16 protein-coding genes, 1 pseudogene and 1 riboswitch are annotated in these 19,291 nt (G+C 71.8%); of the genes and pseudogenes, 5 read left to right on the forward strand and 12 right to left on the reverse strand.

The window, feature by feature from the left end; genetic code table 11:
- The first annotated feature begins 3 nt into the window (after positions 1–3).
- Positions 4–204, forward strand: coding sequence for a hypothetical protein (locus AMETH_RS26895; RefSeq protein ID WP_017984299.1), 201 nt, complete (start codon positions 4–6; stop codon positions 202–204).
- Here the strand turns inward: AMETH_RS26895 and AMETH_RS26900 are convergent, their stop codons facing one another.
- Entirely contained in the window at positions 205–1,209 is a 1,005-nt protein-coding gene (locus AMETH_RS26900) for a glycoside hydrolase family 172 protein (RefSeq protein WP_017984300.1), read from the reverse strand.
- Positions 1,210–1,268: 59 nt separating this feature from the next.
- Here AMETH_RS26900 and AMETH_RS26905 point away from each other — a divergent pair, with 59 nt between their 5' ends.
- Genes AMETH_RS26905 through AMETH_RS26915 form a run of 3 tightly spaced genes read left to right on the forward strand, consistent with a single transcriptional unit; the run spans position 1,269 to position 3,144 of the window.
- Entirely contained in the window at positions 1,269–2,090 is an 822-nt protein-coding gene (locus AMETH_RS26905; RefSeq protein ID WP_017984301.1) for an ABC transporter ATP-binding protein, read from the forward strand.
- Positions 2,091–2,101: 11 nt separating this feature from the next.
- Positions 2,102–2,758 carry an O-methyltransferase gene (locus AMETH_RS26910; protein ID WP_017984302.1) on the forward strand — a complete coding sequence of 219 codons (657 nt, stop codon included), beginning with the start codon at positions 2,102–2,104 and terminating at the stop codon, positions 2,756–2,758.
- Positions 2,755–3,144, forward strand: a complete 390-nt coding sequence (locus AMETH_RS26915) for an NUDIX hydrolase (RefSeq protein ID WP_017984303.1) — start codon at positions 2,755–2,757, stop codon at positions 3,142–3,144. Before AMETH_RS26910 ends, AMETH_RS26915 begins: the two co-directional genes overlap by 4 nt.
- A 179-nt stretch (positions 3,145–3,323) precedes the next feature.
- Here AMETH_RS26915 and gcvT read toward each other — a convergent pair whose 3' ends face one another.
- The 6 genes and pseudogenes from gcvT to AMETH_RS26945 form a co-directional block, all read right to left on the reverse strand.
- Positions 3,324–4,409: a glycine cleavage system aminomethyltransferase GcvT gene (gene gcvT / locus AMETH_RS26920; protein WP_017984304.1), complete on the reverse strand. Its 1,086-nt coding sequence runs from the start codon at positions 4,407–4,409 to the stop codon at positions 3,324–3,326.
- Positions 4,410–4,411: 2 nt separating this feature from the next.
- Positions 4,412–7,234 carry an aminomethyl-transferring glycine dehydrogenase gene (gene gcvP / locus AMETH_RS26925; protein WP_017984305.1) on the reverse strand — a complete coding sequence of 941 codons (2,823 nt, stop codon included), beginning with the start codon at positions 7,232–7,234 and terminating at the stop codon, positions 4,412–4,414.
- A gap of 125 nt (positions 7,235–7,359) precedes the next feature.
- A riboswitch (glycine riboswitch) is annotated at positions 7,360–7,454 on the reverse strand.
- Positions 7,455–7,487: 33 nt separating this feature from the next.
- Entirely contained in the window at positions 7,488–8,252 is a 765-nt protein-coding gene (locus tag AMETH_RS26930) for a 3-oxoacyl-ACP reductase (RefSeq protein ID WP_017984306.1), read from the reverse strand.
- A pseudogene (locus AMETH_RS26935) lies at positions 8,253–9,313 on the reverse strand (aldehyde dehydrogenase family protein). It lies immediately after the preceding gene.
- Positions 9,304–10,002: a gamma-glutamyl-gamma-aminobutyrate hydrolase family protein gene (locus AMETH_RS26940; protein ID WP_017984307.1), complete on the reverse strand. Its 699-nt coding sequence runs from the start codon at positions 10,000–10,002 to the stop codon at positions 9,304–9,306. The pseudogene AMETH_RS26935 and the gene AMETH_RS26940 overlap by 10 nt, the downstream one beginning before the upstream one ends.
- Positions 9,983–11,314, reverse strand: a complete 1,332-nt coding sequence (locus tag AMETH_RS26945) for a glutamine synthetase family protein (protein WP_026153406.1) — start codon at positions 11,312–11,314, stop codon at positions 9,983–9,985. Before AMETH_RS26945 ends, AMETH_RS26940 begins: the two co-directional genes overlap by 20 nt.
- 82 nt (positions 11,315–11,396) lie before the next feature.
- Between AMETH_RS26945 and AMETH_RS26950 the strand changes: the two genes are divergently transcribed.
- Complete coding sequence (locus tag AMETH_RS26950; RefSeq protein ID WP_017984309.1) at positions 11,397–12,209, forward strand: amidohydrolase family protein; 813 nt, start codon at positions 11,397–11,399, stop codon at positions 12,207–12,209.
- Between the two features lie 389 nt (positions 12,210–12,598).
- Here the strand turns inward: AMETH_RS26950 and AMETH_RS26955 are convergent, their stop codons facing one another.
- The 5 genes from AMETH_RS26955 to AMETH_RS26975 form a co-directional block, all read right to left on the reverse strand.
- Positions 12,599–13,663, reverse strand: coding sequence for an FAD-dependent oxidoreductase (locus AMETH_RS26955; RefSeq protein ID WP_017984310.1), 1,065 nt, complete (start codon positions 13,661–13,663; stop codon positions 12,599–12,601).
- A 671-nt stretch (positions 13,664–14,334) separates the two neighbouring features.
- Complete coding sequence (locus AMETH_RS26960) at positions 14,335–15,012, reverse strand: SRPBCC family protein (RefSeq protein ID WP_017984311.1); 678 nt, start codon at positions 15,010–15,012, stop codon at positions 14,335–14,337.
- Between the two features lie 267 nt (positions 15,013–15,279).
- Positions 15,280–16,137, reverse strand: a complete 858-nt coding sequence (locus AMETH_RS26965) for an FAD binding domain-containing protein (RefSeq protein WP_017984312.1) — start codon at positions 16,135–16,137, stop codon at positions 15,280–15,282.
- Positions 16,134–18,572 carry a xanthine dehydrogenase family protein molybdopterin-binding subunit gene (locus AMETH_RS26970; RefSeq protein WP_017984313.1) on the reverse strand — a complete coding sequence of 813 codons (2,439 nt, stop codon included), beginning with the start codon at positions 18,570–18,572 and terminating at the stop codon, positions 16,134–16,136. Before AMETH_RS26970 ends, AMETH_RS26965 begins: the two co-directional genes overlap by 4 nt.
- Position 18,573: 1 nt before the next feature.
- Positions 18,574–19,116: a (2Fe-2S)-binding protein gene (locus AMETH_RS26975; protein ID WP_017984314.1), complete on the reverse strand. Its 543-nt coding sequence runs from the start codon at positions 19,114–19,116 to the stop codon at positions 18,574–18,576.
- Positions 19,117–19,291 lie beyond the last annotated feature (175 nt).

Consider the following 19,291-nt stretch of genomic DNA (forward strand, 5'->3'; position numbering starts at 1 on the left):
GACGTGGCGGCTCGAGACGAATGGTCGATCAGCTGCCGGGATCTGGCCGGCAGGCGACGCGACCTGACTGTGTTCGTGAGCAGCGGGCGCGTGGTCCTGGTGGCGCCGCCGGGCGAAGCCGCGGTGCTCGAACCGCTCGACGTCGGCAGGCTGCGCGCCGCGCTGCGCGACGCCGTCGTCGTGGTCGGCGAACGGTCCCAGTAGTCACTCCAGGTCCGCGACGGCCGCGGCGACGTCCACCGGCGGCACCGGCTGCGCCCGCTCGCACACCGTGAACGCGGCGGCGCAGTAGTCGTCGACGCGTTCGACCAGACCGCCCCGGTCGGCCCCGATCTGCTGCAGCGTGACCTGCAGGTCGGTGCTGAACATGATCGGGTCGAGCACGTGCCAGCGGTAGAACCCGACGTACTTCGGGATCGGCCCGCGGCCGGGCACCTCCAGCGGCGCGCCCGCGTACAGCCCGGCGTGCGGGCCCATCCCCCACGCCGAGCCGACGTAGTCCTCCAGCCCGGTCCCGCAGATCGTGGGGAACTCGCGGTCGCCGTCGCGGTAGACCTTCACCTCCCCCTCGCCGTACCACTGGCCACCGTCGATCGGCCGCACCCCGCCGACCCAGCCGAGGAACCGGCCCGGTCCGCGCAGCCCCTCGGTCACCACGAAGTCCCGCTTCGACACCGTCGGGTTCTCCCGGCGGAAACCCACGTGCAGCCGCCCGGACGCGGATTCGCCGAGCGTGTAGTCGATCTGGAAGTACAGGACGATCGGGTCGGGGTTGCCGTTGACCAGGTCGATGTGGATGCGTTCGCCGAACGCCATCGGCACATAGCTGTTGAAACCGCGGGCCTCCGGCATGCTGGTCAGCGCGCTGGAGTAGGCGACGGGGCGGCCGTGCGGGGAGCCGAAGAAGTCCAGGCACGGCACCGACACGCTGGGGTAGGACAGGCCCCCGTAGCGGACTTCGAGGTGGACGGCACGCATGCGGGCCGGCCGGTCGGGCGGGAACGTCATCCAGATGTGCCGGATGGTCCCCGGCCCGGCGAGGTCGGCGAGGGTGACGCGCTCGCCGCCTTCGATCACCCGGCTGGGAGCGCCCTTGCGGCCGTCTCCGGCGCGGCCGCCGGCGCCGCGCTCCCCGGTGGGGTTCTCGAACGTGACCGCCCGCGAGTCGAGCACGGGCGTGACGCGAGTCAGATCCGTGACGTCGAACACCCTGTCAACGTAGGCATGATCCGTACCGTTCGCCAGACTTGTAGGTTAGCCTAACCTCTATGGCCCAGACCGTGGATCTTGTCGCCGAGCCGACCACCAGCACCCGGCTGCACGGTGACGGCCTGACGTTGGGGTACGACGGCCGGGTCGTCGCCGAGGGGCTTTCGGTCACCATCCCGGACCGGTCGTTCACCGTGATCGTCGGGCCGAACGCGTGCGGCAAGTCCACGCTGCTGCGTGCGCTGAGCAGGCTGCTCAGGCCGCGGCAGGGCATGGTCTACCTGGACGGGGAGGTCATCACGTCGCTGCCGGCCAAGCAGGTCGCGCGCAAGCTGGGGCTGCTCCCGCAGAGCTCGATCGCGCCGGACGGCATCACGGTCGCCGACCTGGTGTCCCGCGGCCGGTACCCGCACCAGCGGCTGCTGCGCCAGTGGTCGCGCGAGGACGCCGAGGTGGTCGAGCGCTCGATGGCCGCGACCGGCGTGTCCGAACTGGCCGACCGCATGGTCGACGAGCTGTCCGGCGGGCAGCGGCAGCGCGTGTGGCTGGCGATGGCGCTCGCGCAGGAGACCGAGCTGCTCCTGCTGGACGAGCCGACCACGTTCCTGGACATCGCGCACCAGATGGACATCCTCGACCTGTGCGCGAAGCTGCACGCCGAGCAGGGCCGCACGCTGGTCGCGGTGCTGCACGACCTCAACCACGCGGCCCGCTACGCCACGCACCTGATCGCCATGCGCGGCGGCGAGGTGCTCGCGACCGGCACGCCGGAGGAAGTCGTCACCGCCGAACGCGTCGAGGAGATCTTCGACCTGCCGTGCTCGGTCATCCCCGACCCGGAGACCGGAACCCCGTTGGTCATCCCGAAGGCGCGCCGGTAGTTTCGGCTCTTGTGAGCCAGGACGTGTGGAGCGCGGTCGACGACTATGTGGACCGGACGCTCATCCCAGCCGACCCGGTGCTCGACGACGCGCGTGCGGCCGCGGCCGACGCCGGGCTGCCCCCGATCGCGGTGTCCCCCGCCCAGGGCAAGCTGCTGCACCTGCTGGCGCGGATGCACGGCGCCCGTTCGATCCTGGAGATCGGGACCCTCGGCGCGTACAGCACGATCTGGCTGGCGCGGGCGCTGCCGCCGGACGGCAGGCTGGTCACGCTGGAGGCCGACCGCAAGCACGCGCAAGTGGCGGAGAACAACCTGGACGCGGCCGGGTTCGGCGAGGTCGTCGAGGTCAAGGTCGGCAAGGCGCTGGACACCCTGCCGTCCGTCGAGGGCCCGTTCGACCTGATCTTCATCGACGCGGACAAGCCGAACAACCCGGAGTACTTCCGGTGGGCGCTGCGGCTGTCCCGGCCGGGCTCGGTGATCATCGTCGACAACGTGGTGCGCAACGGCGCGCTCGCCGACGCGGACAGCACGGACCCCACGATCGTCGCGACCCGCGAGATGCACGAGCTGATCGCCGCCGAGCCGCGCGTCGAGGCCACCGTGGTGCAGACCGTCGGCCAGAAGGGCTACGACGGGTTCACGCTCGCGCTGGTGACGGAGTGATCCACAAGGTCGCCTGGCTGCGGGTGGAGTCCGGCCGCGTGCTGGCGGCGCGCTCGCACGGCAGGTCGGCGTGGTACCTGCCCGGCGGCAAGCGCGAGCCCGGTGAGAGCGACGTGGCGACGCTGGTGCGCGAGGTCGCCGAGGAGCTGTCGGTGTCGATCGACCCGGCGACCGCGGTGCACACCGCGACGATCGAGGCGCCCGCCGACGGGCAGGCGCAGCTGCTGCGGATGACCTGCTACACCGCGGACTACCACGGCACGATCACGCCGTCCGCCGAGATCGCGGAGGTGGCCTGGCTCGGTTACGCCGACCGCCACCGCGGATCCCGCGCGTTCCAGCAGGTGTTCGAGGAGCTGCGCCGCCGCGGGGACCTCCCCGCGTAGACAGCTCCGATGGCAGCGTGGCGCCGGTGACGGGCACATCCCGCGACGTGCTCGCGCCTGCCATCCACGCGCCGCCGGCACCCCGATGACGAGCCCGGCCGGCGCACACGCGACCCGCCGGACCCGTCGCCACTCCCGACCGCGTTTGTTCTCCACACACCACAAACGCGGTCAGGAAGTTACTTCGTCGCGTCCCGCTGGTAGAACGGCAACGCGACGACCTCGACCGGCTCGATCCGGCCGCGGATGTCGACCGACAGCTGCGTGCCCGGCTCGCCCAGCGCGACCGGCACGTAGGCCATCGCGACGGGGTGGCCCAGCGTCGGCGACAGCGCGCCGCTGGTCACCTCGCCCACCGGCTCCTCGCCGGAGAGCACGCGGTACCCGTGCCGCGGCGCGCGCCGCCCGGTGCCACGCAGCCCGACCAGCACCTCGGACGGCTCCTGCCGCCCTTCCAGCGCCGCCTTGCCGACGAAGTCCGGCTTGTCCAGCTTGACCACGCGGCCCAGGTTCGCCTCGAACGGCGACCGCTGCCGGGACAACTCGTTGCCGTACAACGGCATGCCGGCCTCCAGGCGCAGCGTGTCGCGGCAGGCTAGCCCGGCGGGCACCAGCCCGTGCGGCTGACCGGCCTCGGTGAGGATGTGCCACACCGAGGCCGCTTCGTCCGCGGGGACGTACAGCTCGAAGCCGTCCTCGCCGGTGTAGCCGGTGCGCGCCAGCAGCACCTCGTGGCCCTTCACCGTGGCGGGCACGCTCGCGTAGTACTTCAGGCCGGCCAAGTCGGCGTCGGTGACCGCGCCGACCACGTCCACCGCCTTCGGGCCCTGCACCGCGATCAACGCGAACTCCGCCGACCGGTCGGTGACCCGCGCGTCGAACCGGGACGCGCGCTCGGCCAGCTCGGCGGCGACCGCCGGCGCGTTGCCCGCGTTGGCGACCACGAGGTACTTCTCGTCCTCGATCCGGTACACCACGAGGTCGTCGATCACCCCGCCATCGGCGTCGCAGATCATCGTGTAGCGGGCGCGGCCCGGCTTGACCGCGGACAGCTTGCCGACGAACGCGTGGTCCAGCGCGTCGGCGGCCTGCGGACCGGTCACCTCGATCTCGCCCATGTGGGAGAGGTCGAACAGCCCGGCCGCCTCACGCACCGCGCGGTGCTCGGCCAGCTCGCTGCCGTACCGCACCGGCATCTCCCAGCCCGCGAAGTCGGTGAACAGCGCGCCCAGTCCCTTGTGGACGGAATACAGTGCGGTGCGCATGGTCAGCTCCCGTAGGCTTCGATGGACGGGCACGAGCAGACGAGGTTGCGGTCGCCGTGGGCGCCGTCGATGCGGCGGACTGGGGACCAGTACTTGTTCTTCGGCGACACCCCGCCCGGGTAGACCGCGGTCTTGCGGTCGTACGGCAGGTCCCAGTCGCCGGTCAGCATCTCCGCGGTGTGCGGCGCATTGCGCAGCGGGCTCTGCTCGATGGCCCACCGGCCCTCGGCGACCTCCTCGATCTCCCGCCGGATGGCGATCATCGCGTCGCAGAACCGGTCCAGCTCGGCGACGTCCTCGCTCTCGGTCGGCTCGACCATCAGCGTCCCGGCGACCGGGAACGACATCGTCGGCGCGTGGAAGCCGTAGTCCACCAGGCGCTTGGCGACGTCGTCGACCGTCACGCCGGTGCGCTTGGTCAGCGCGCGCAGGTCGAGGATGCACTCGTGCGCCACCCGCCCATTGCGCCCGGTGTAGAGCACGGGGTAGTGCGGGGACAGCCGCGCGGCAACGTAGTTCGCGGCGAGCACGGCGACCTTGGTGGCGCTGGTGAGCCCGGCCCCGCCCATCATGCGGATGTAGGCCCACGAGATGGGCAGGATCGACGCCGAGCCGAACGGCGCCGCCGAGATCGGGCCGACGCCCGTCTCCGGGCCCGCGCCGTCGGACAGCGGGTGGTTGGGCAGGTATGGGGCGAGGTGCGCGCGCACCGCGACCGGGCCGACGCCAGGGCCGCCGCCGCCGTGCGGGATGCAGAAAGTCTTGTGCAGGTTCAGGTGCGAAACGTCGCCGCCGAACTCGCCCGGCTTGGCCAGGCCCAGCAGCGCGTTGAGGTTCGCGCCGTCGACGTAGACCTGCCCGCCAGCCTCGTGCACGATGCGGGCGATCTCGCCGATGCCCTCCTCGTACACGCCGTGCGTGGACGGGTAGGTGACCATGATCGCGGACAGCGCGTCACGGTGCTGCTCCGCCTTGGCGCGCAGGTCGTCCAGGTCGACGTCGCCGTTGTCGTTGCAGGCCACCACGACCACGCGCATCCCGGCGAGCACGGCGGAGGCGGCGTTGGTGCCGTGCGCCGACGACGGGATCAGGCACACGTCGCGCTCCGGCTGCCCGTTGGCGCGGTGGTAGGCGCGGATGGCGAGCAGCCCGGCCAGCTCACCCTGGCTGCCCGCGTTGGGCTGCAACGACACCTCGTCGTAGCCGGTGACCTCGGCGAGCCAGCCGCACAGCTGGTCGATCAGCTCGCGGTAGCCCGCCGCGTCCTCGGCCGGCGCGAACGGGTGCAGGCCCGCGAACTCCGGCCAGCTGATCGGCTCCATCTCGGCGGTCGCGTTGAGCTTCATGGTGCACGAACCGAGCGGGATCATGCCGCGGTCCAGCGCGTAGTCCTGATCGGACAGACGGCGCAGGTACCGCAACATCGCGGTCTCCGAACGGTGGGTGTGGAACACCTCGTGCGTCAGGAACTCGCTGGTGCGCGCCAGACCGGCGGGCAGCGCGGTGGCCCCGTCGGCGATGCCCGGCTCCGCCCCGAACGCCCGCAGCACGCGGTCCACGATGTCCACAGTGGTCACTTCGTCGCAGGCGACCCGCACGTGGTCGTCGTCCACGTGGCCGAGGTTCACCCCCGACTCACGCGCCGCGGCGACCACGGCGGCGGCCCGGCCCGGCACCCGCGCGAGCACCGTGTCGAAGAAGCTCTCGTGCACGACCTCCACGCCGGCGGACCGCAGCGCCCCGGCCAGCCCGGCGGCCAGGCTGTGAACGCGCTGCGCGATCTCCTTGAGGCCCTCCGGACCGTGGTAGACGGCGTACATCGCGGCCAGCACGGCGGGCAGCACCTGCGCGGTGCAGATGTTCGAGGTCGCCTTCTCGCGGCGGATGTGCTGCTCGCGGGTCTGCAGCGCGAGCCGGTAGGCGGTGTTGCCGTCCGCGTCGACCGACACGCCGACCAGGCGGCCGGGCAGCGACCGCTCCAGGCCCTTGCGCACGGCGAGGTACCCGGCGTGCGGGCCGCCGTAGCCGAGCGGCACGCCGAAGCGCTGGGTGGTGCCCGCCGCGATGTCGGCGCCGAACTCGCCCGGCGCGGTGACCAGCGTCAGCGCCAGCAGGTCCGCGGCCACGGTGTAGAGCGCGCCGGCGTCCTTGGCGACCTTGCCGATCGCGTCGTAGAAGCCCTTGCCGCGCAGCACGCCGGACGCGCCCGGGTACTGCACGACGACGCCGAAGAAGTCCTCCGGCAGCCCGGTGCCCAGGTCCCGCACGTCGACCTCGATGCCGACCGCCTCGGCCCGCGTCCGCACCACCGCGATGGTCTGCGGCAGGCACTCGGCGTCCAGGACGACGCGCGACGACTTCGCCTTCGACGCGCGGCGCATGAGCAGGACGGCCTCGGCGACCGCGGTGGACTCGTCGAGCAGGGAGGCGTTGGCGATGTCCAGGCCGGCCAGGTTCGACACCATCGTCTGGAAGTTGAGCAGCGCCTCCAGCCGCCCCTGCGAGATCTCCGGCTGGTACGGCGTGTAGGCGGTGTACCAGGCCGGGTTCTCCAGCACGTTGCGGCGGATGACCGGCGGGGTGACGGTGTCGCTGAAGCCGAGGCCGATCATCTGGGTCATCGGGCGGTTCTTCGCCGCCAGCGCCCGCAGCTCGGCGGTCGCCTCCTGCTCGGCGGCCGGGGGCAGGTCCAGCGCGCCCGCGGTGCGGATCGACGCCGGGACGGCGGCCTCGACCAGCGCGTCCAGGCTCCCGAACCCGCACTCGGCGAGCATCTTGGCCTGTTCGTGCTCGGAAGGTCCGATGTGGCGATCGGCGAAGGACATCGGGAGCTCCTCATCTACGGGTGCGGGAACTCCCCCTCTGTCATCGGCACCTGAGAGTTTCACCGCGCTCGCGGCTTTCACCTTGGGTGAGACGCGACGGCGCGCGCCTGCTTTCCAGAGTGGCCTGGCGCGGAGCGGTAACTGGTACCTGAGAGATTGGCGGGGAAGTTGCTCCTTCGGCGCCCCAGTGCTGACCTGAGGACTCTCCCGCTCCGGCTCGTGACGGCCTGCTGTTCAGTTGTCCGGCTTCAGTCTACAGCGGGGTAACGTACGCGCCCGAGATACCGCCGTCCACCAGGAACTGCGACGCCGTGATGAACGACGCATCGTCGCTGGCCAGGAACGCCACGGCGGCGGCGATCTCCTCCGGCTCGGCGAAGCGGCCCAGCGGCACGTGCACCAGGCGGCGCGCGGCCCGCTCCGGGTCCTTGGCGAACAGCTCGCGCAGCAGCGGCGTGTTCACCGGTCCGGGGCACAGCGCGTTGACCCGGATGCCCTCGCGGGCGAACTGGACGCCCAGCTCGCGGGTCATCGCCAGCACGCCGCCCTTGGACGCGGTGTAGGAGATCTGCGAGGTCGCGGCGCCCATCACCGCCACGAAGGACGCGGTGTTCACGATCGAGCCCTTGCCCTGGCGCTGCATGTGCGGGATGGCGTATTTGCAGCACAGGTAGATCGAGGTCAGGTTGACCTGCTGGACCTTCTGCCAGGCGTCGATGCCGGTGGTGAGGATCGAGTCGTCCTCGGGCGGGGAGATGCCGGCGTTGTTGAACGCCACGTCGAGGGAGCCGAAGCGGTCGACCGCGGCCTGGAAGAGGGCCTCGACCTGCTCCTCGCTGGTCACGTCGGTGGGGATGAACTCGCCGCCGACCTCGGCGGCCGCTTTCCTGCCCGCGTCGGCGTCGATGTCGGCGACCACCACCTTCGCACCCTCGCTCGCCAGGCGGCGGGCGGTCGCCAGGCCGATCCCGCTGCCGCCGCCGGTGATCACGACGACCCGGCCGTCGAACCGCTGCATCTATTCCTCCGTGCTGATGAAGACGTTCTTGACGTCGGTGAACGCGTGCAGGGCGTCGGGCCCGAGCTCGCGGCCGAGACCGGACTGCTTGAAACCGCCGAAGGGCGTCCAGTACCGCACCGACGAGTGCGAGTTGACCGACAGATTGCGGAGATCAGCGGGCCCATCTCGGACTTCTCGTCGCCGGGATCGCCGACGACGAAGTTCCGCACGGCGGGCTCCAGCAGCTCCAGGAACCGGTCGTCGACGCTGCGTTCGACGAGGATGCGGGAGCGGGCACAGCAGTCCTGGCCCGCGTTGTCGAACACGCCGTAGGGCGCGGTGGCGGCGGCTTTCTCCAGGTCGGCGTCGGCGAAGACGATGTTCGCGCTCTTGCCGCCCAGCTCCAGCGTCAGGCGCTTGACCTGCTCGGCGCAGCCGGCCATGACCTGCTTGCCGACCGCGGTCGACCCGGTGAAGACGACCTTGCGCACGTCCGGGTGGGTGACGAACCGCTGCCCGACGACGGGGCCCGCGCCGGGCACGACCTGGAAGACGCCCTCCGGGATCCCGGCGTCGCGGGCCAGCTCGGCCAGGCGGAGCGCGGTGAGCGGGGTCAGCTCGGCCGGTTTGAGCACGACGGTGTTGCCGGCGGCGAGAGCGGGGGCGAGGCCCCAGCCAGCGATCGGCATCGGGAAGTTCCACGGCACGATCAGGCCGACCACGCCCAGCGGCTCGTGGAAGGTCACATCCAGCCCGCCCGCGACGGGGATCTGCTGCCCGAGCAGGCGTTCCGGCGCGGCGGCGTAGTAGTGCAGCACGTCGCGGACGTTGCCGGCCTCCCAGCGGGCGTTGCCGATGGTGTCGCCGGAGTTGCGCACCTCCAGGCGCGCGAGGTTCTCCAGGTCCCCGTCGACGGCTTCGGCGAACCGGCGCAGCAGGCGGGCACGGTCGCCGGGGGCGGTGTCCCGCCACGCGGGGAACGCCTTGCGAGCCTTCGCGATCGCCGCGTCGGCTTCCTCTTCGGTGGCCAGCGGGACGTCGGTGGTGACGTCCTCGGTCGCCGGATCGATCACCTGCACGCGGCCTCCACCAACGCCGCGAACAGCCGGGTCTCCTGCGTGTCCTCTTCCGGGTGCCACTGCACGCCGACCACGAACCCCGCGCCCGGCAGCTCGACGGCTTCGATCGTGCCGTCCGCGGCGTGACCCACGGCCCGCAGGCGGTCACCGAGCCGGTCGACGGCCTGGTGGTGGTAGCACTGGCACTTCGCGTCGGCGCCGAGGATGCCCGCGATCCGGCTGCCTTCGGCGAGGGTGACGTGCGTCGGGCCGTAGCCGCCCGGCGACGGCTGGTGCCCGGTGTGGCCGACGCGGTCCGGCAGGTGCTGGATCAGGCCGCCGCCGAGGGCGACGTTGAGGACCTGCATGCCGCGGCACACGCCGAGCACCGGCAGGCCGCGGTCGAGGGCGGCTCGCGCGAGGGCGAACTCGGCGGCGTCACGTTCGGGGCAGGTGACGGTCTTGTCCTGCTGGGCTTGGCCATAGCGGTGGGGTTCGACGTCGGCGCCCCCAGTGAGGACAAGGGCGTCCACAGCGGACAGTGCTCGTGTGTCCCCCGACGGGAGCAGGACGGGGATGCCGCCGGCGTTGCTGATGGAGTCCACATAGGAGCGTGGGAGGAGTGCGGCGTCGGTGTGCCACACGCCCCAGCTCGCATTCTCGGTGTAGGTGGTGAGACCGATGATGGGCTTAGAGGCGTTCGAACCCACGCTGGCGCTCCCAGTCGGTGACGGCGGCATCGAAGGCGGTGAGCTCGACCCGGGCCGCGTTGAGGTAGTGCTCGACGACGTCCTCGCCGAACGCCTCGCGCGCGACCTTGCTGTCGGCCAGCCGCTCCGCCGCCTCCCTCAGCGTAGTCGGCACGGTCGGCTTGTCCGAGTGGTAGGCGTTGCCGGTGAACTCGTCCTCCAGCGGCAGCTCGTTCTCGATGCCGTGCAGGCCGGCGGCGATGAGCGCGGCGACGGCGAGGTAGGGGTTGACGTCGCCGCCCGGCACCCGGTTCTCCACCCGCAGCGACTCGCCGTGCCCGACGACGCGCAGCGCGCACGTGCGGTTGTCAGTGCCCCAGGCGACGGCGGTCGGCGCGAAACTACCGGGCACGAAACGCTTGTAGGAGTTGATGTTCGGCGCGAGGAAGTAGGTCAGTTCGCGCAGGCAGGCCAGCTGCCCGGCGATGAAGTGCCGCATCAGCGCGGGGTCCTGCGCGAACACCGGGGCGCCGTCCGTGCCGCGCAGGCTGAGGTGGATGTGGCAGGAGTTGCCCTCGCGCTCGTTGTACTTGGCCATGAAGGTGAGGCTGCGGTTCTCCTGCGCGGCGATCTCCTTCGCGCCGGTCTTGTAGATGCTGTGGTTGTCGCAGGTGCGCAGGGCCTCGTCGAAGCGGAAGGCGATCTCGTGCTGGCCGGGGTTGCACTCGCCCTTGGCGGACTCGACGTACATGCCCGCGCCGGCCATGTCGTTGCGGATGCGGCGCAGCAACGGCTCCAGCCTGGCGGTGCCGAGCATCGAATAGTCCACATTGTACTGATTGGCTGGTGTCAGGTCGCGGTAGCCGCCACGCCAGGCCTGCTCGTAGGTGTCGTCGAAGACGATGAACTCCAGCTCGGCGCCGACGAACGCGGCGAGGTTGCGCTGGGCGAGCCGGTCGAGCTGGCGGCGGAGGACCTGCCGGGGCGATGCGGCGACCTCGCCGCCTTCGACGTGCTCGACGTCGCACAGCACGAGCGCGGTCCCGTCGTGCCAGGGCACGCGGCGCAGCGTGGACAGGTCCGGGCGGAGCACGAAGTCGGCGTAACCGTTTTCCCAGCTCGAGATCGCGTAGCCGTCGACGGTGTTCATGTCGACGTCGACGGCGAGGAGGTAGTTGCAGGCTTCGGTGGCGTGGGTGACGACCTCGTTGAGGAAGTACGCGGCCGAGCAGCGCTTGCCCTGGAGGCGGCCCTGCATGTCGGTCATCGCGACGAGCACGGTGTCCACGGCGCCCTCCTCGGCCAGTTCGCGGAGCTGGTCGAGGGTGAGCATGCCCTTGTTCATGTGACAACCCTTGGGGTGGGCGTGGGATGCTGTCAAGCGGATCTTCGGTGGGCCGCTGGGAGGGTGAGCGATGGCTGACGTGGTGGACGTGTGGATGCAGCAGCCGAACCAGCGCTTCATGGACCAGCCGTGGCTGGAGCCGCTGGTGCGGTGGACGAGCATGTCCCGCAGGGCGCCCCAGCTGAGGGCGACGCTCGACGCGATGGACGAGGCCGGGGTGCGGGTCGGGCTGCTGTCGGCCTGGCACGGGCCGGGTGGCGCGCTGATCACGAACGACGAGGTGGCGGAGCTGGCGGCGGCGCACCCGGACCGGTTCGCCGGCGTGTGCTCGGTGGACCTGACGGACCCGGTGCGGGCGGTGCGGGAGGTCCGGCGGTGCGTGCGGAACGGTTTCGTCGGCGTGCGGGTGGTGCCGTGGCTGTGGAACCTACCGCCGAACGACCGCCGCTACTACCCGGTTTACGTGGCCTGCGTGGAGGAGGACGTGCCGTTCTGCACGCAGATCGGCCACACCGGCCCGCGGTGCCCGTCCGAGCCGGGGCGGCCGATCCCGTACCTCGACGAGGTGCTGCTGGACTTCCCGGAGCTGGTCGTGGTGGGCGGGCACGTGGGCTACCCGTGGATGGCGGAGGTCCTGTCCCTGGCGACGAAGTACCCGAACTTCCACGTGGACACGTCGGCCTACGCGGTGCACCGGCTGCCCGCCGAGCTGGTCGAGTTCATGCGCGACCGCGGCCGGACGCGCGTCATGTTCGGCAGCAACTACCCGATGCTCACCCCGGCCCAGGCCCTGAAGCAACTGGCCGCGTTGGAGCTGGGGGTTTCCGCGAGGGAGGCGTTTCTGGGTGGCAATGCGCGGAGGGTGTTCGCGCTGCCGAACTGATGGTGGCCGACTCCTGGGCGCCGCGGCTGTCGGCCGTTGGGCCGACGCGCTGCGCGGCCTTGGCTTCCGTGCCGAACCATCGGCGCCGCCCCCGACGCACCCCGCAGCTCCAGTCCGCACCGCCGCCACCCCGGCGCGCCCACGGGCCCGCCCTGTGCCGCCGCAGCTCCCCACATCCCGACGCCACCCCCTCGCCCCCACGACTCCCCTCGCGCCCCCAACCAGCCACACCGCCACCACCCCGGCGCAGCCAGCCACCCCATCTCCAGCCCCACCCCGGTGCCCACATGGAATTGCCACATCGCAGCCACCCCCGGTGCGCCCGCGCCATTCCCACAGGCCCGCGCCCTGCCGCCGCGGCTCCCCGGTAGCCACTCCAGGCGAGCCGCTCAGCTCGCCGCGGCCACCTCGGGTGCGGCCAGCAGCCGCCGGATCTCGTGGACTGCTGCGCGGCCCGCTCGGTTCGCGCCGATCGTGCTCGCGGACGGGCCGTAGCCGACCAGGTGCAGGCGGGGTTCCGCGGCCGCGCGGGTGCCTTCCATGCGGATGCCGCCGCCGGATTCGCGCAGGTGCAGTGGCGCGAGGTGGTCCAGCGCGGCGCGGAAACCGGTCGCCCAGAGGATCGCGTCGACGTGCTGCTCGGTGCCGTCCGGCCACACCACGCCCGTCGGCGTCAGGTGGTCGAACATCGGCTTCCGGTCGAGGATCCCGCGGGCCTCGGCCTCGCGCACCTGGGGCGTGCGCATCAGGCCGGTCACGCTCACCACGCTCCCCGGGGGCAACCCGGCCCGCACGCGGCGCTCGACCTGCGCCACGGCTTCGCGGCCCAGCTCGGGGCTGAACTCGACGTCCTTGAACACCGGCGGGCGCCGGGTGACCCAGGTGGTGCCGCTCGCGAACTCGGCGATCTCGATGAGCAGCTGCACGCCCGACGTCCCGCCGCCGACGACCAGGACGTGGTGCCCGCGGAACTCCTCCGCGCTGCGGTAGTCGGCGGTGTGCAGCTGGCGGCCGGTGAACGTCTCCTGGCCGGGGTAGTGCGGCCAGAACGGGCGCGTCCAGGTGCCGGTCGCGTTGATCACGGCGCGGGCGGCCCAGCTGTCGCCGCCGGCGCTCTCGACGAGGAGCCGCTCACCGGCGTCCCGAACGGCGACCACCTCGACCGGGCGCCGCACCGGCAGCTCGAAGGCGCGCTCGTAGCGGGCGAAGTACTCCGCGACGACTTCCGACGCCTTCCGGTGCTCGTCCTGCTCGTCGAAGGCCATGCCGGGCAGGTCGTGGAACTTGTGGACCTTGTCCAGCCGCAGCGAAGGCCACCGGTGCTGCCACGCCCCGCCCGGCGAGGAATCCCGATCGAGGACGACGAACTCCAGGCCGGACCGCCGGAGGAAGTAGGCCGCCGACAGGCCGGCCTGCCCCGCTCCGATCACCACGACGTCGGTTTCGGTACGCACAAGAGGTACAACATCGCCCGCGGCGACCCACTTCCCCGCCGTGGCGCGCGGCACGTCGGGGCGAGGCAGGGTCGGTGCGGCGCGGTGGCGGAGATGGCAGCGCGCCGCGGCGCTGGGAGGGACGGCCGGGCGCTGGCTGAAAGTGCGGGCGCGGCGGTGGGCGGGAGGACCGGCGCGGGGTGGAGGGCGCGGCGCGCACGACCGCACCATGCGGAGTGGGCAGAACTCCGCGGAGCGGCGCGATGGACAACACCCCGGCGCGGAGCGGCGCGATGGCCAGCGCCCGGCGCGGGGCGGCGCGACAGGCAACGCCCGGCCCTGAGCGATGGGCAGCGCCCGGCGCGGGGCGGCACGCTGGTCGCGATGCAGCGGGCGCGAGACCGGGTGATGCCACGCATGGGCGTGGCTGTGCGAAAGCGGCCGCGTGGCCGCACGCCGGGGGTGCGCGCGAGCAGGCCGCGTGCCAGCGCGGCGGCAGTGCGCGCGAGCGAGCCGCGTGCCGCGCGGCGGCAGTGCGCGCGAGCGGCCGCGTGGCCGCACGTTGGGGGTGCGCGCGAGCAGGCCGGGTGCCAGCGCGGTGGGAGGCCGCGGCGAACCCACGGGGCCGCCGCGGTACCCGGTTGTCGTGAGGAGGTGCGCCGAGCAGGTGGGCGCCCGCTCGGCGCTGGGCCTCAGCGGCGGCGGATCAGGCGCACGATCGCCACGATGCCGAGTACCGCGGCGACTCCGGCGAGTACCGGGGCCAGGCGCTTGCCGATGGAGCCGCCCGCGTACTCGAAGAGGTCGATCGCCTCGGCTTCCTGGGGCTGCGGCTTCACTGTCTCCAGCTTGGGCTTCTCCGGGGCCGGTTCGGTGGTCACCCCGGACTCGGCCGGCTTCTCCTCGGCGGGGGCGGATGAGGTCTCCGCCGCGCCGAGGCGGTCGGCCAGGTTCGTCGCGAACTGGTCGAGGATCTTGCCGCCGACCTCCGAGATCATGCCGCGGCCGAACTGCGCCGGGCGGCCGGTCACGTTCAGGTCCGTCGCCACGGAACCCTTCGTCCCGCCGTTCTCCTCGGACAGCGTCACCGTGACGGTCGCCGCCGCGGTGCCCGCTCCTCGCGAGTCCTTGCCGGAGGCCTTGATCACGATCTTGCGGGCCTGCTCATCGGTCTCCAGGAACTCGCCGGAGCCCTTGTACAGCAGGGAGATCGGCCCCAGCTTCACCTTGACCGTGCCGGTGAACGTCTCGCCCTCGACCTTCGTCAGGGTCGCACCCGGCATGCAGGGGGCAACGCGTTCCGGGTCGGTGACCGCCTTCCACACCTCGGCGGGCGGGGCCGGAACGGTGAATTCATGGTCGAGCCGCACGGGCCGACCTCCCTTCTCCAGAAAGCTTCAAGTCCCTCGCAGCCACCTTAGTGCCGGAACCGGCATGTGCGTGACTTCGCGGGGCCCGGATCGGCGCGCCCCGCACGGGGGAACGGTGGTCGGATGATCACATTGCTGCGGTCGGAGCCCGGGGCCCACCGGCGGGAGCACCACGCCCGCACGGCCAGCGCTGACCGACGAGAGCTTTGCGCTCCCGCGGCTGGTACCCGCGGCCGCCCACTGCAGGGCGGCCGCGGGCGCCTGGGCCTACACCGCGGACAGGGCTGCCGAGACCGCGCGGCCCGTCAGCACCTTGGCCAGCTCCTGCCGGTACTCCACGTCCGCGTTGCCGTCCGCCGTGGGGCTGGTGCCCTCGGCGGCGTGGGCGGCCGCGGCGCGGATCGTGTCGTCGGACGCGGACTGGCCCACCAGGGCCTGCTCGACCGCGGTGGCCCGCACCGGTACCGACGCCATGTTCGTCAGCGCGACCCGGGCCTCGGCGATCGTGTCGCCGTCCGTGCGGACCGTGGCCGCCACCGCGACCATCGACCACGCCTGGGCGACCCGGTTGAACTTCTCGTAGTGCGCCTTCCACCCGGTGTGCTTCGGCACGCGGATCTCGACCAGGATCTCGCCCGGCTCGAGCGCCGTGGTGAAGAAGTCCTGGAAGAACTCCGCCACAGGCACCGTCCGCCTGCCACTGCTGCTCGCGATCACCATCTCGGCGTCCAACGCCAGTGCGGGGGCCAGCAGGTCGCCTGCCGGGTCCGCGTGCGCGATCGAACCGCCGAACGTGCCGCGGTGCCGCACCTGCGGGTCGGCCACCGTGTCGGTCGCCTTGGCCAGCAGTGCGGCGTGCTCGGCGACCAGCTGGTCGCGCTGCACGTCGTAGTGCGTGGTCATGGCGCCGATGACGATCGCGTCGCCGTCGTCGCGGACACCCCGCAGCTCGGTGATCTTGCCGAGGTCGATGAGCGTCGTGGGCGCGGCCAGCCGCATCCGCAGCACCGGCAGCAGGCTTTGTCCGCCGGCCAGCACCTTGGCGTCCTCACCGGCCGCGGCCAGTGCCTGCACCGCCTCGTCCACAGTGGACGGCGCGACGTAGTCGAAGGCAGCGGGGATCACTGCGCACCTCCCGAAGCGTCGATGGAACCCAGTCCGCCGCCGGCCTCCGCACCGACGCCGCCGGCGTCGGTGCGGCCGCGGTGGATCGCCGACCACACCCGCATGGGCGAGCACGGCATCTCGATGTCGTTGACCCCGAACTGCCGCACGGCGTCCACGACCGCGTTGACCACCGCCGGGGTGGAGGCGATCGTGCCCGCCTCGCCGACACCCTTGACGCCCAGCGGGTTCGACGTCGCCGCCGTCTCGGTGCGGTCGGTGACGAACGACGGCAGGTCGGCCGCCGAGGGCAGCAGGTAGTCGGCGAACGTGCCGGTGGTCAGCGTGCCGCTCTCGTCGAACACCGCCTCCTCGTAGAGGGCCTGCGCGATGCCCTGGGCGAGACCGCCGTGCACCTGCCCCTCCACGATCAGCGGGTTGACCACCTTGCCCACATCGTCCACGCACACGTACGAGCGCAACCGCACCCGCCCGGTCTCGGTGTCCACCTCGGCGGCGCACAGGTGCGTGCCGTGCGGGAACGAGAAGTTCTCCGGGTCGAACACGGCCTCGGAGTCCAGCGTGGGCTCCATGCCCTCGGGCAGGTTGTGCGCGGCGAACGTCGCGAACGCGACGTCCTGGATCGTCGTCGACGTGTCGGTGCCGCGGACAGTGAACTTGCCGCCCTCGAACTCCAGGTCGTCCGGCGAGCACTCCAGCAGGTGTGCGGCGATCGTGCGGGCCTTGTCGACGACCTTCTCGGCGGCCTTTACCACCGCGATGCCGCCGACGGCCAGCGACCGCGACCCGTAGGTGTCCATGCCCTTGTGCGAGGACTGCGTGTCGCCGTGGATGACCTCGATGTCCTCGAACGCGACGCCGAGCCGGTCGGCCACGATCTGGCTCCACGCCGTCTCGTGCCCCTGCCCGTGGGCGGAGGCGCCGGTGACCACCTCGACCTTGCCTGTCGGCAGCACGCGGATCGCCGCGTGCTCCCAGCCGCCCGCCCCGTAGTCCAGCGACCCGAGCACCCGCGACGGCGCCAGCCCGCACATCTCGGTGAACGTCGAGATGCCGATGCCCAGCTGCACCGGATCCTTGCGCTCGCGGCGTTCCTGCTGCTCCCGGCGCAGGCCCTCGTAGTCGAACAGCTCCTTGGCGCGCTCGGTGGCGGCCTCGTAGTTGCCCGAGTCGTAGGTCAGCCCGCAGACCGTGGTGAACGGGAACTCCTCGTGCTTGATCCAGTTCTTCTCGCGCAGCTCCAGCGGGTCCATGCCCAGCTCGGCGGCCAGCTCGTCCATCATCCGCTCGATCGCGAACGTGGCCTCCGGCCGCCCGGCGCCGCGGTAGGCGTCGGTGAGCGTGGTGTTGGTGAACACGTTCGTGCAGGCGAAGTGGTAGGCCGGGATCTTGTAGATCGCGTTGAACATGAACGCGCCCAGGATCGGCACGCCGGGCCCGACCAGCCCGTTGTAGGCGCCCATGTCGGCGAGCAACTCGACCTTGAGGCCGGTGATCGTGCCGTCGCGGTTCGCGCTGATCGAGATGTCCTGGATCTGGTCGCGGCCGTGGTGCGCGGTCTGCATACACTCCGAGCGGGTCTCGGTCCACTTGACCGGCTTGCCGAGCTTCTGCGCGATGAGGACCGCCATGGTCTCCTCGGGCAGCACGGCGATCTTGCCGCCGAACCCGCCGCCGACGTCCGGCGCGATGACGCGCAGTTTGTGCTCGGGGATGCCGAGCGTCAGCGCCGTCATCGTCTTGAGGATGTGCGGCACCTGGGTGGCCGACCACATGGTGATCTGGGTGCCGGTCGGGTCGACCACGACCGAGCGCGGCTCCATGAACGCGGGCACCAGGCGCTGCTGGCGGAAACGCCGCTTGAGCACGACCTCGCCGCCGGCCAGCGCTTCCTCGACGTTACCGCCGGTGCCCGCCTCGGCCGAGTCGAAGACCCACGTCGCCTGCTTGTTGGTGCCCAGCTCGTCGTGCACCAGCGGCGCGTCGTCGGCGATCGCGTTCTCCAGGCCGAGGACCACGGGCAGTTCCTCGTAGTCCACGTCGATGGCCTCGAGCGCGTCGGCGGCCTCGGCCTTGCTGCGGGCTACGACCACCGCGACGCCCTCACCGGCGAAGTTGACCTGGTCGGCGGCCAGCACGGGCCGCCGCGGTTGCTTCATGTCCGGCGTGATCGGCCACGCGCACGGCATGCCGATCGCGTTGTCCGGGTCGAGGTCGCGGGCCGTGTAGACGGCGACGACGCCCGGCATGTCCCGCGCCGCGGCCGTGTCGATGGACCTTATCCGGGCGTGGGCGAACGGGCTGCGCAGGATCGCCACGTGCAGCATCCCGGGCAGCGTGATGTTGTCGGTCCAGCGGGTGCGGCCGGTGATGAGCCGCGCGTCCTCCTTGCGGGTGCGCGCCTTGCCGACCTCGGGTTCGATCGTCGACGTCATGTCACTCGCCCCCGCCCGCGAACGCGCTGGGCGCGCGGGAGACGTCGTCACCGGAGACGCGCTCGGCCTCCGGCCCCGCGCCCGGGCTCATCCGCTGCGCCGCGTCCCGCACGGCGCGAACGATGTTCTGGTAACCGGTGCAGCGGCACAGGTTGCCCTCGAGCCCCTCGCGGACGGCGTGCTCGTCCGGGTTCGGGTTGTCGGCGAGCAGGTCGATCGACTGCATGATCATGCCCGGCGTGCAGAACCCGCACTGCAGGGCGTGGTTGTCGTGGAACGCTTCCTGCACGGGGTGGAGCTTGCCGTCGCGAGCCAGGCCCTCGATGGTCGTCACCTCGGCACCGTCGGCCTGCACGGCGAGGACCGAGCAGGACTTCACGCTCTGGCCGTTGAGGTGCACGGTGCAGGCACCGCAGTTGCTGGTGTCGCACCCGATGACGGTGCCGACTTTCCCGAGCGTCTCCCTCAGGTAGTGAACAAGCAACGTGCGGGGTTCGACCTCGTCGGTGTAACTGGTTCCGTCCACGTTGACGGTGATGCGCATGAGGCCTCCAGTGGTGGGAGCTGGGTGATCGGCTTCACAAGCGAGCGTGCTACTTCCGTGCCGTTCGGACAAGTCCTGGTTGGGTGACACTTCACCCCGACTCCCGCAACTGCACGGAAAAATCCGGCTCTACGCTGCAGCCGCGGAACCGGCTCGTACGAAGTGACCAGTCGCA

Origin of the sequence: Amycolatopsis methanolica 239 (genome assembly GCF_000739085.1) — a bacterium.
Taxonomy (GTDB): Bacteria; Actinomycetota; Actinomycetes; order Mycobacteriales; family Pseudonocardiaceae; genus Amycolatopsis_E; species Amycolatopsis_E methanolica.

Coding starts and splice junctions, on each gene's coding strand:
- gcvP (WP_017984305.1), bottom strand. CDS start 7,234: ATGTCCTTCGCCGATCGCCACATCGGACCTTCCGAGCACGAACAGGCC.
- AMETH_RS26970 (WP_017984313.1), bottom strand. CDS start 18,572: ATGACGTCGACGATCGAACCCGAGGTCGGCAAGGCGCGCACCCGCAAG.
- AMETH_RS26930 (WP_017984306.1), bottom strand. CDS start 8,252: ATGCAGCGGTTCGACGGCCGGGTCGTCGTGATCACCGGCGGCGGCAGC.
- AMETH_RS26975 (WP_017984314.1), bottom strand. CDS start 19,116: ATGCGCATCACCGTCAACGTGGACGGAACCAGTTACACCGACGAGGTC.
- AMETH_RS26905 (WP_017984301.1), top strand. CDS start 1,269: ATGGCCCAGACCGTGGATCTTGTCGCCGAGCCGACCACCAGCACCCGG.
- AMETH_RS26945 (WP_026153406.1), bottom strand. CDS start 11,314: ATGCTCACCCTCGACCAGCTCCGCGAACTGGCCGAGGAGGGCGCCGTG.
- gcvT (WP_017984304.1), bottom strand. CDS start 4,409: ATGCGCACCGCACTGTATTCCGTCCACAAGGGACTGGGCGCGCTGTTC.
- AMETH_RS26950 (WP_017984309.1), top strand. CDS start 11,397: ATGGCTGACGTGGTGGACGTGTGGATGCAGCAGCCGAACCAGCGCTTC.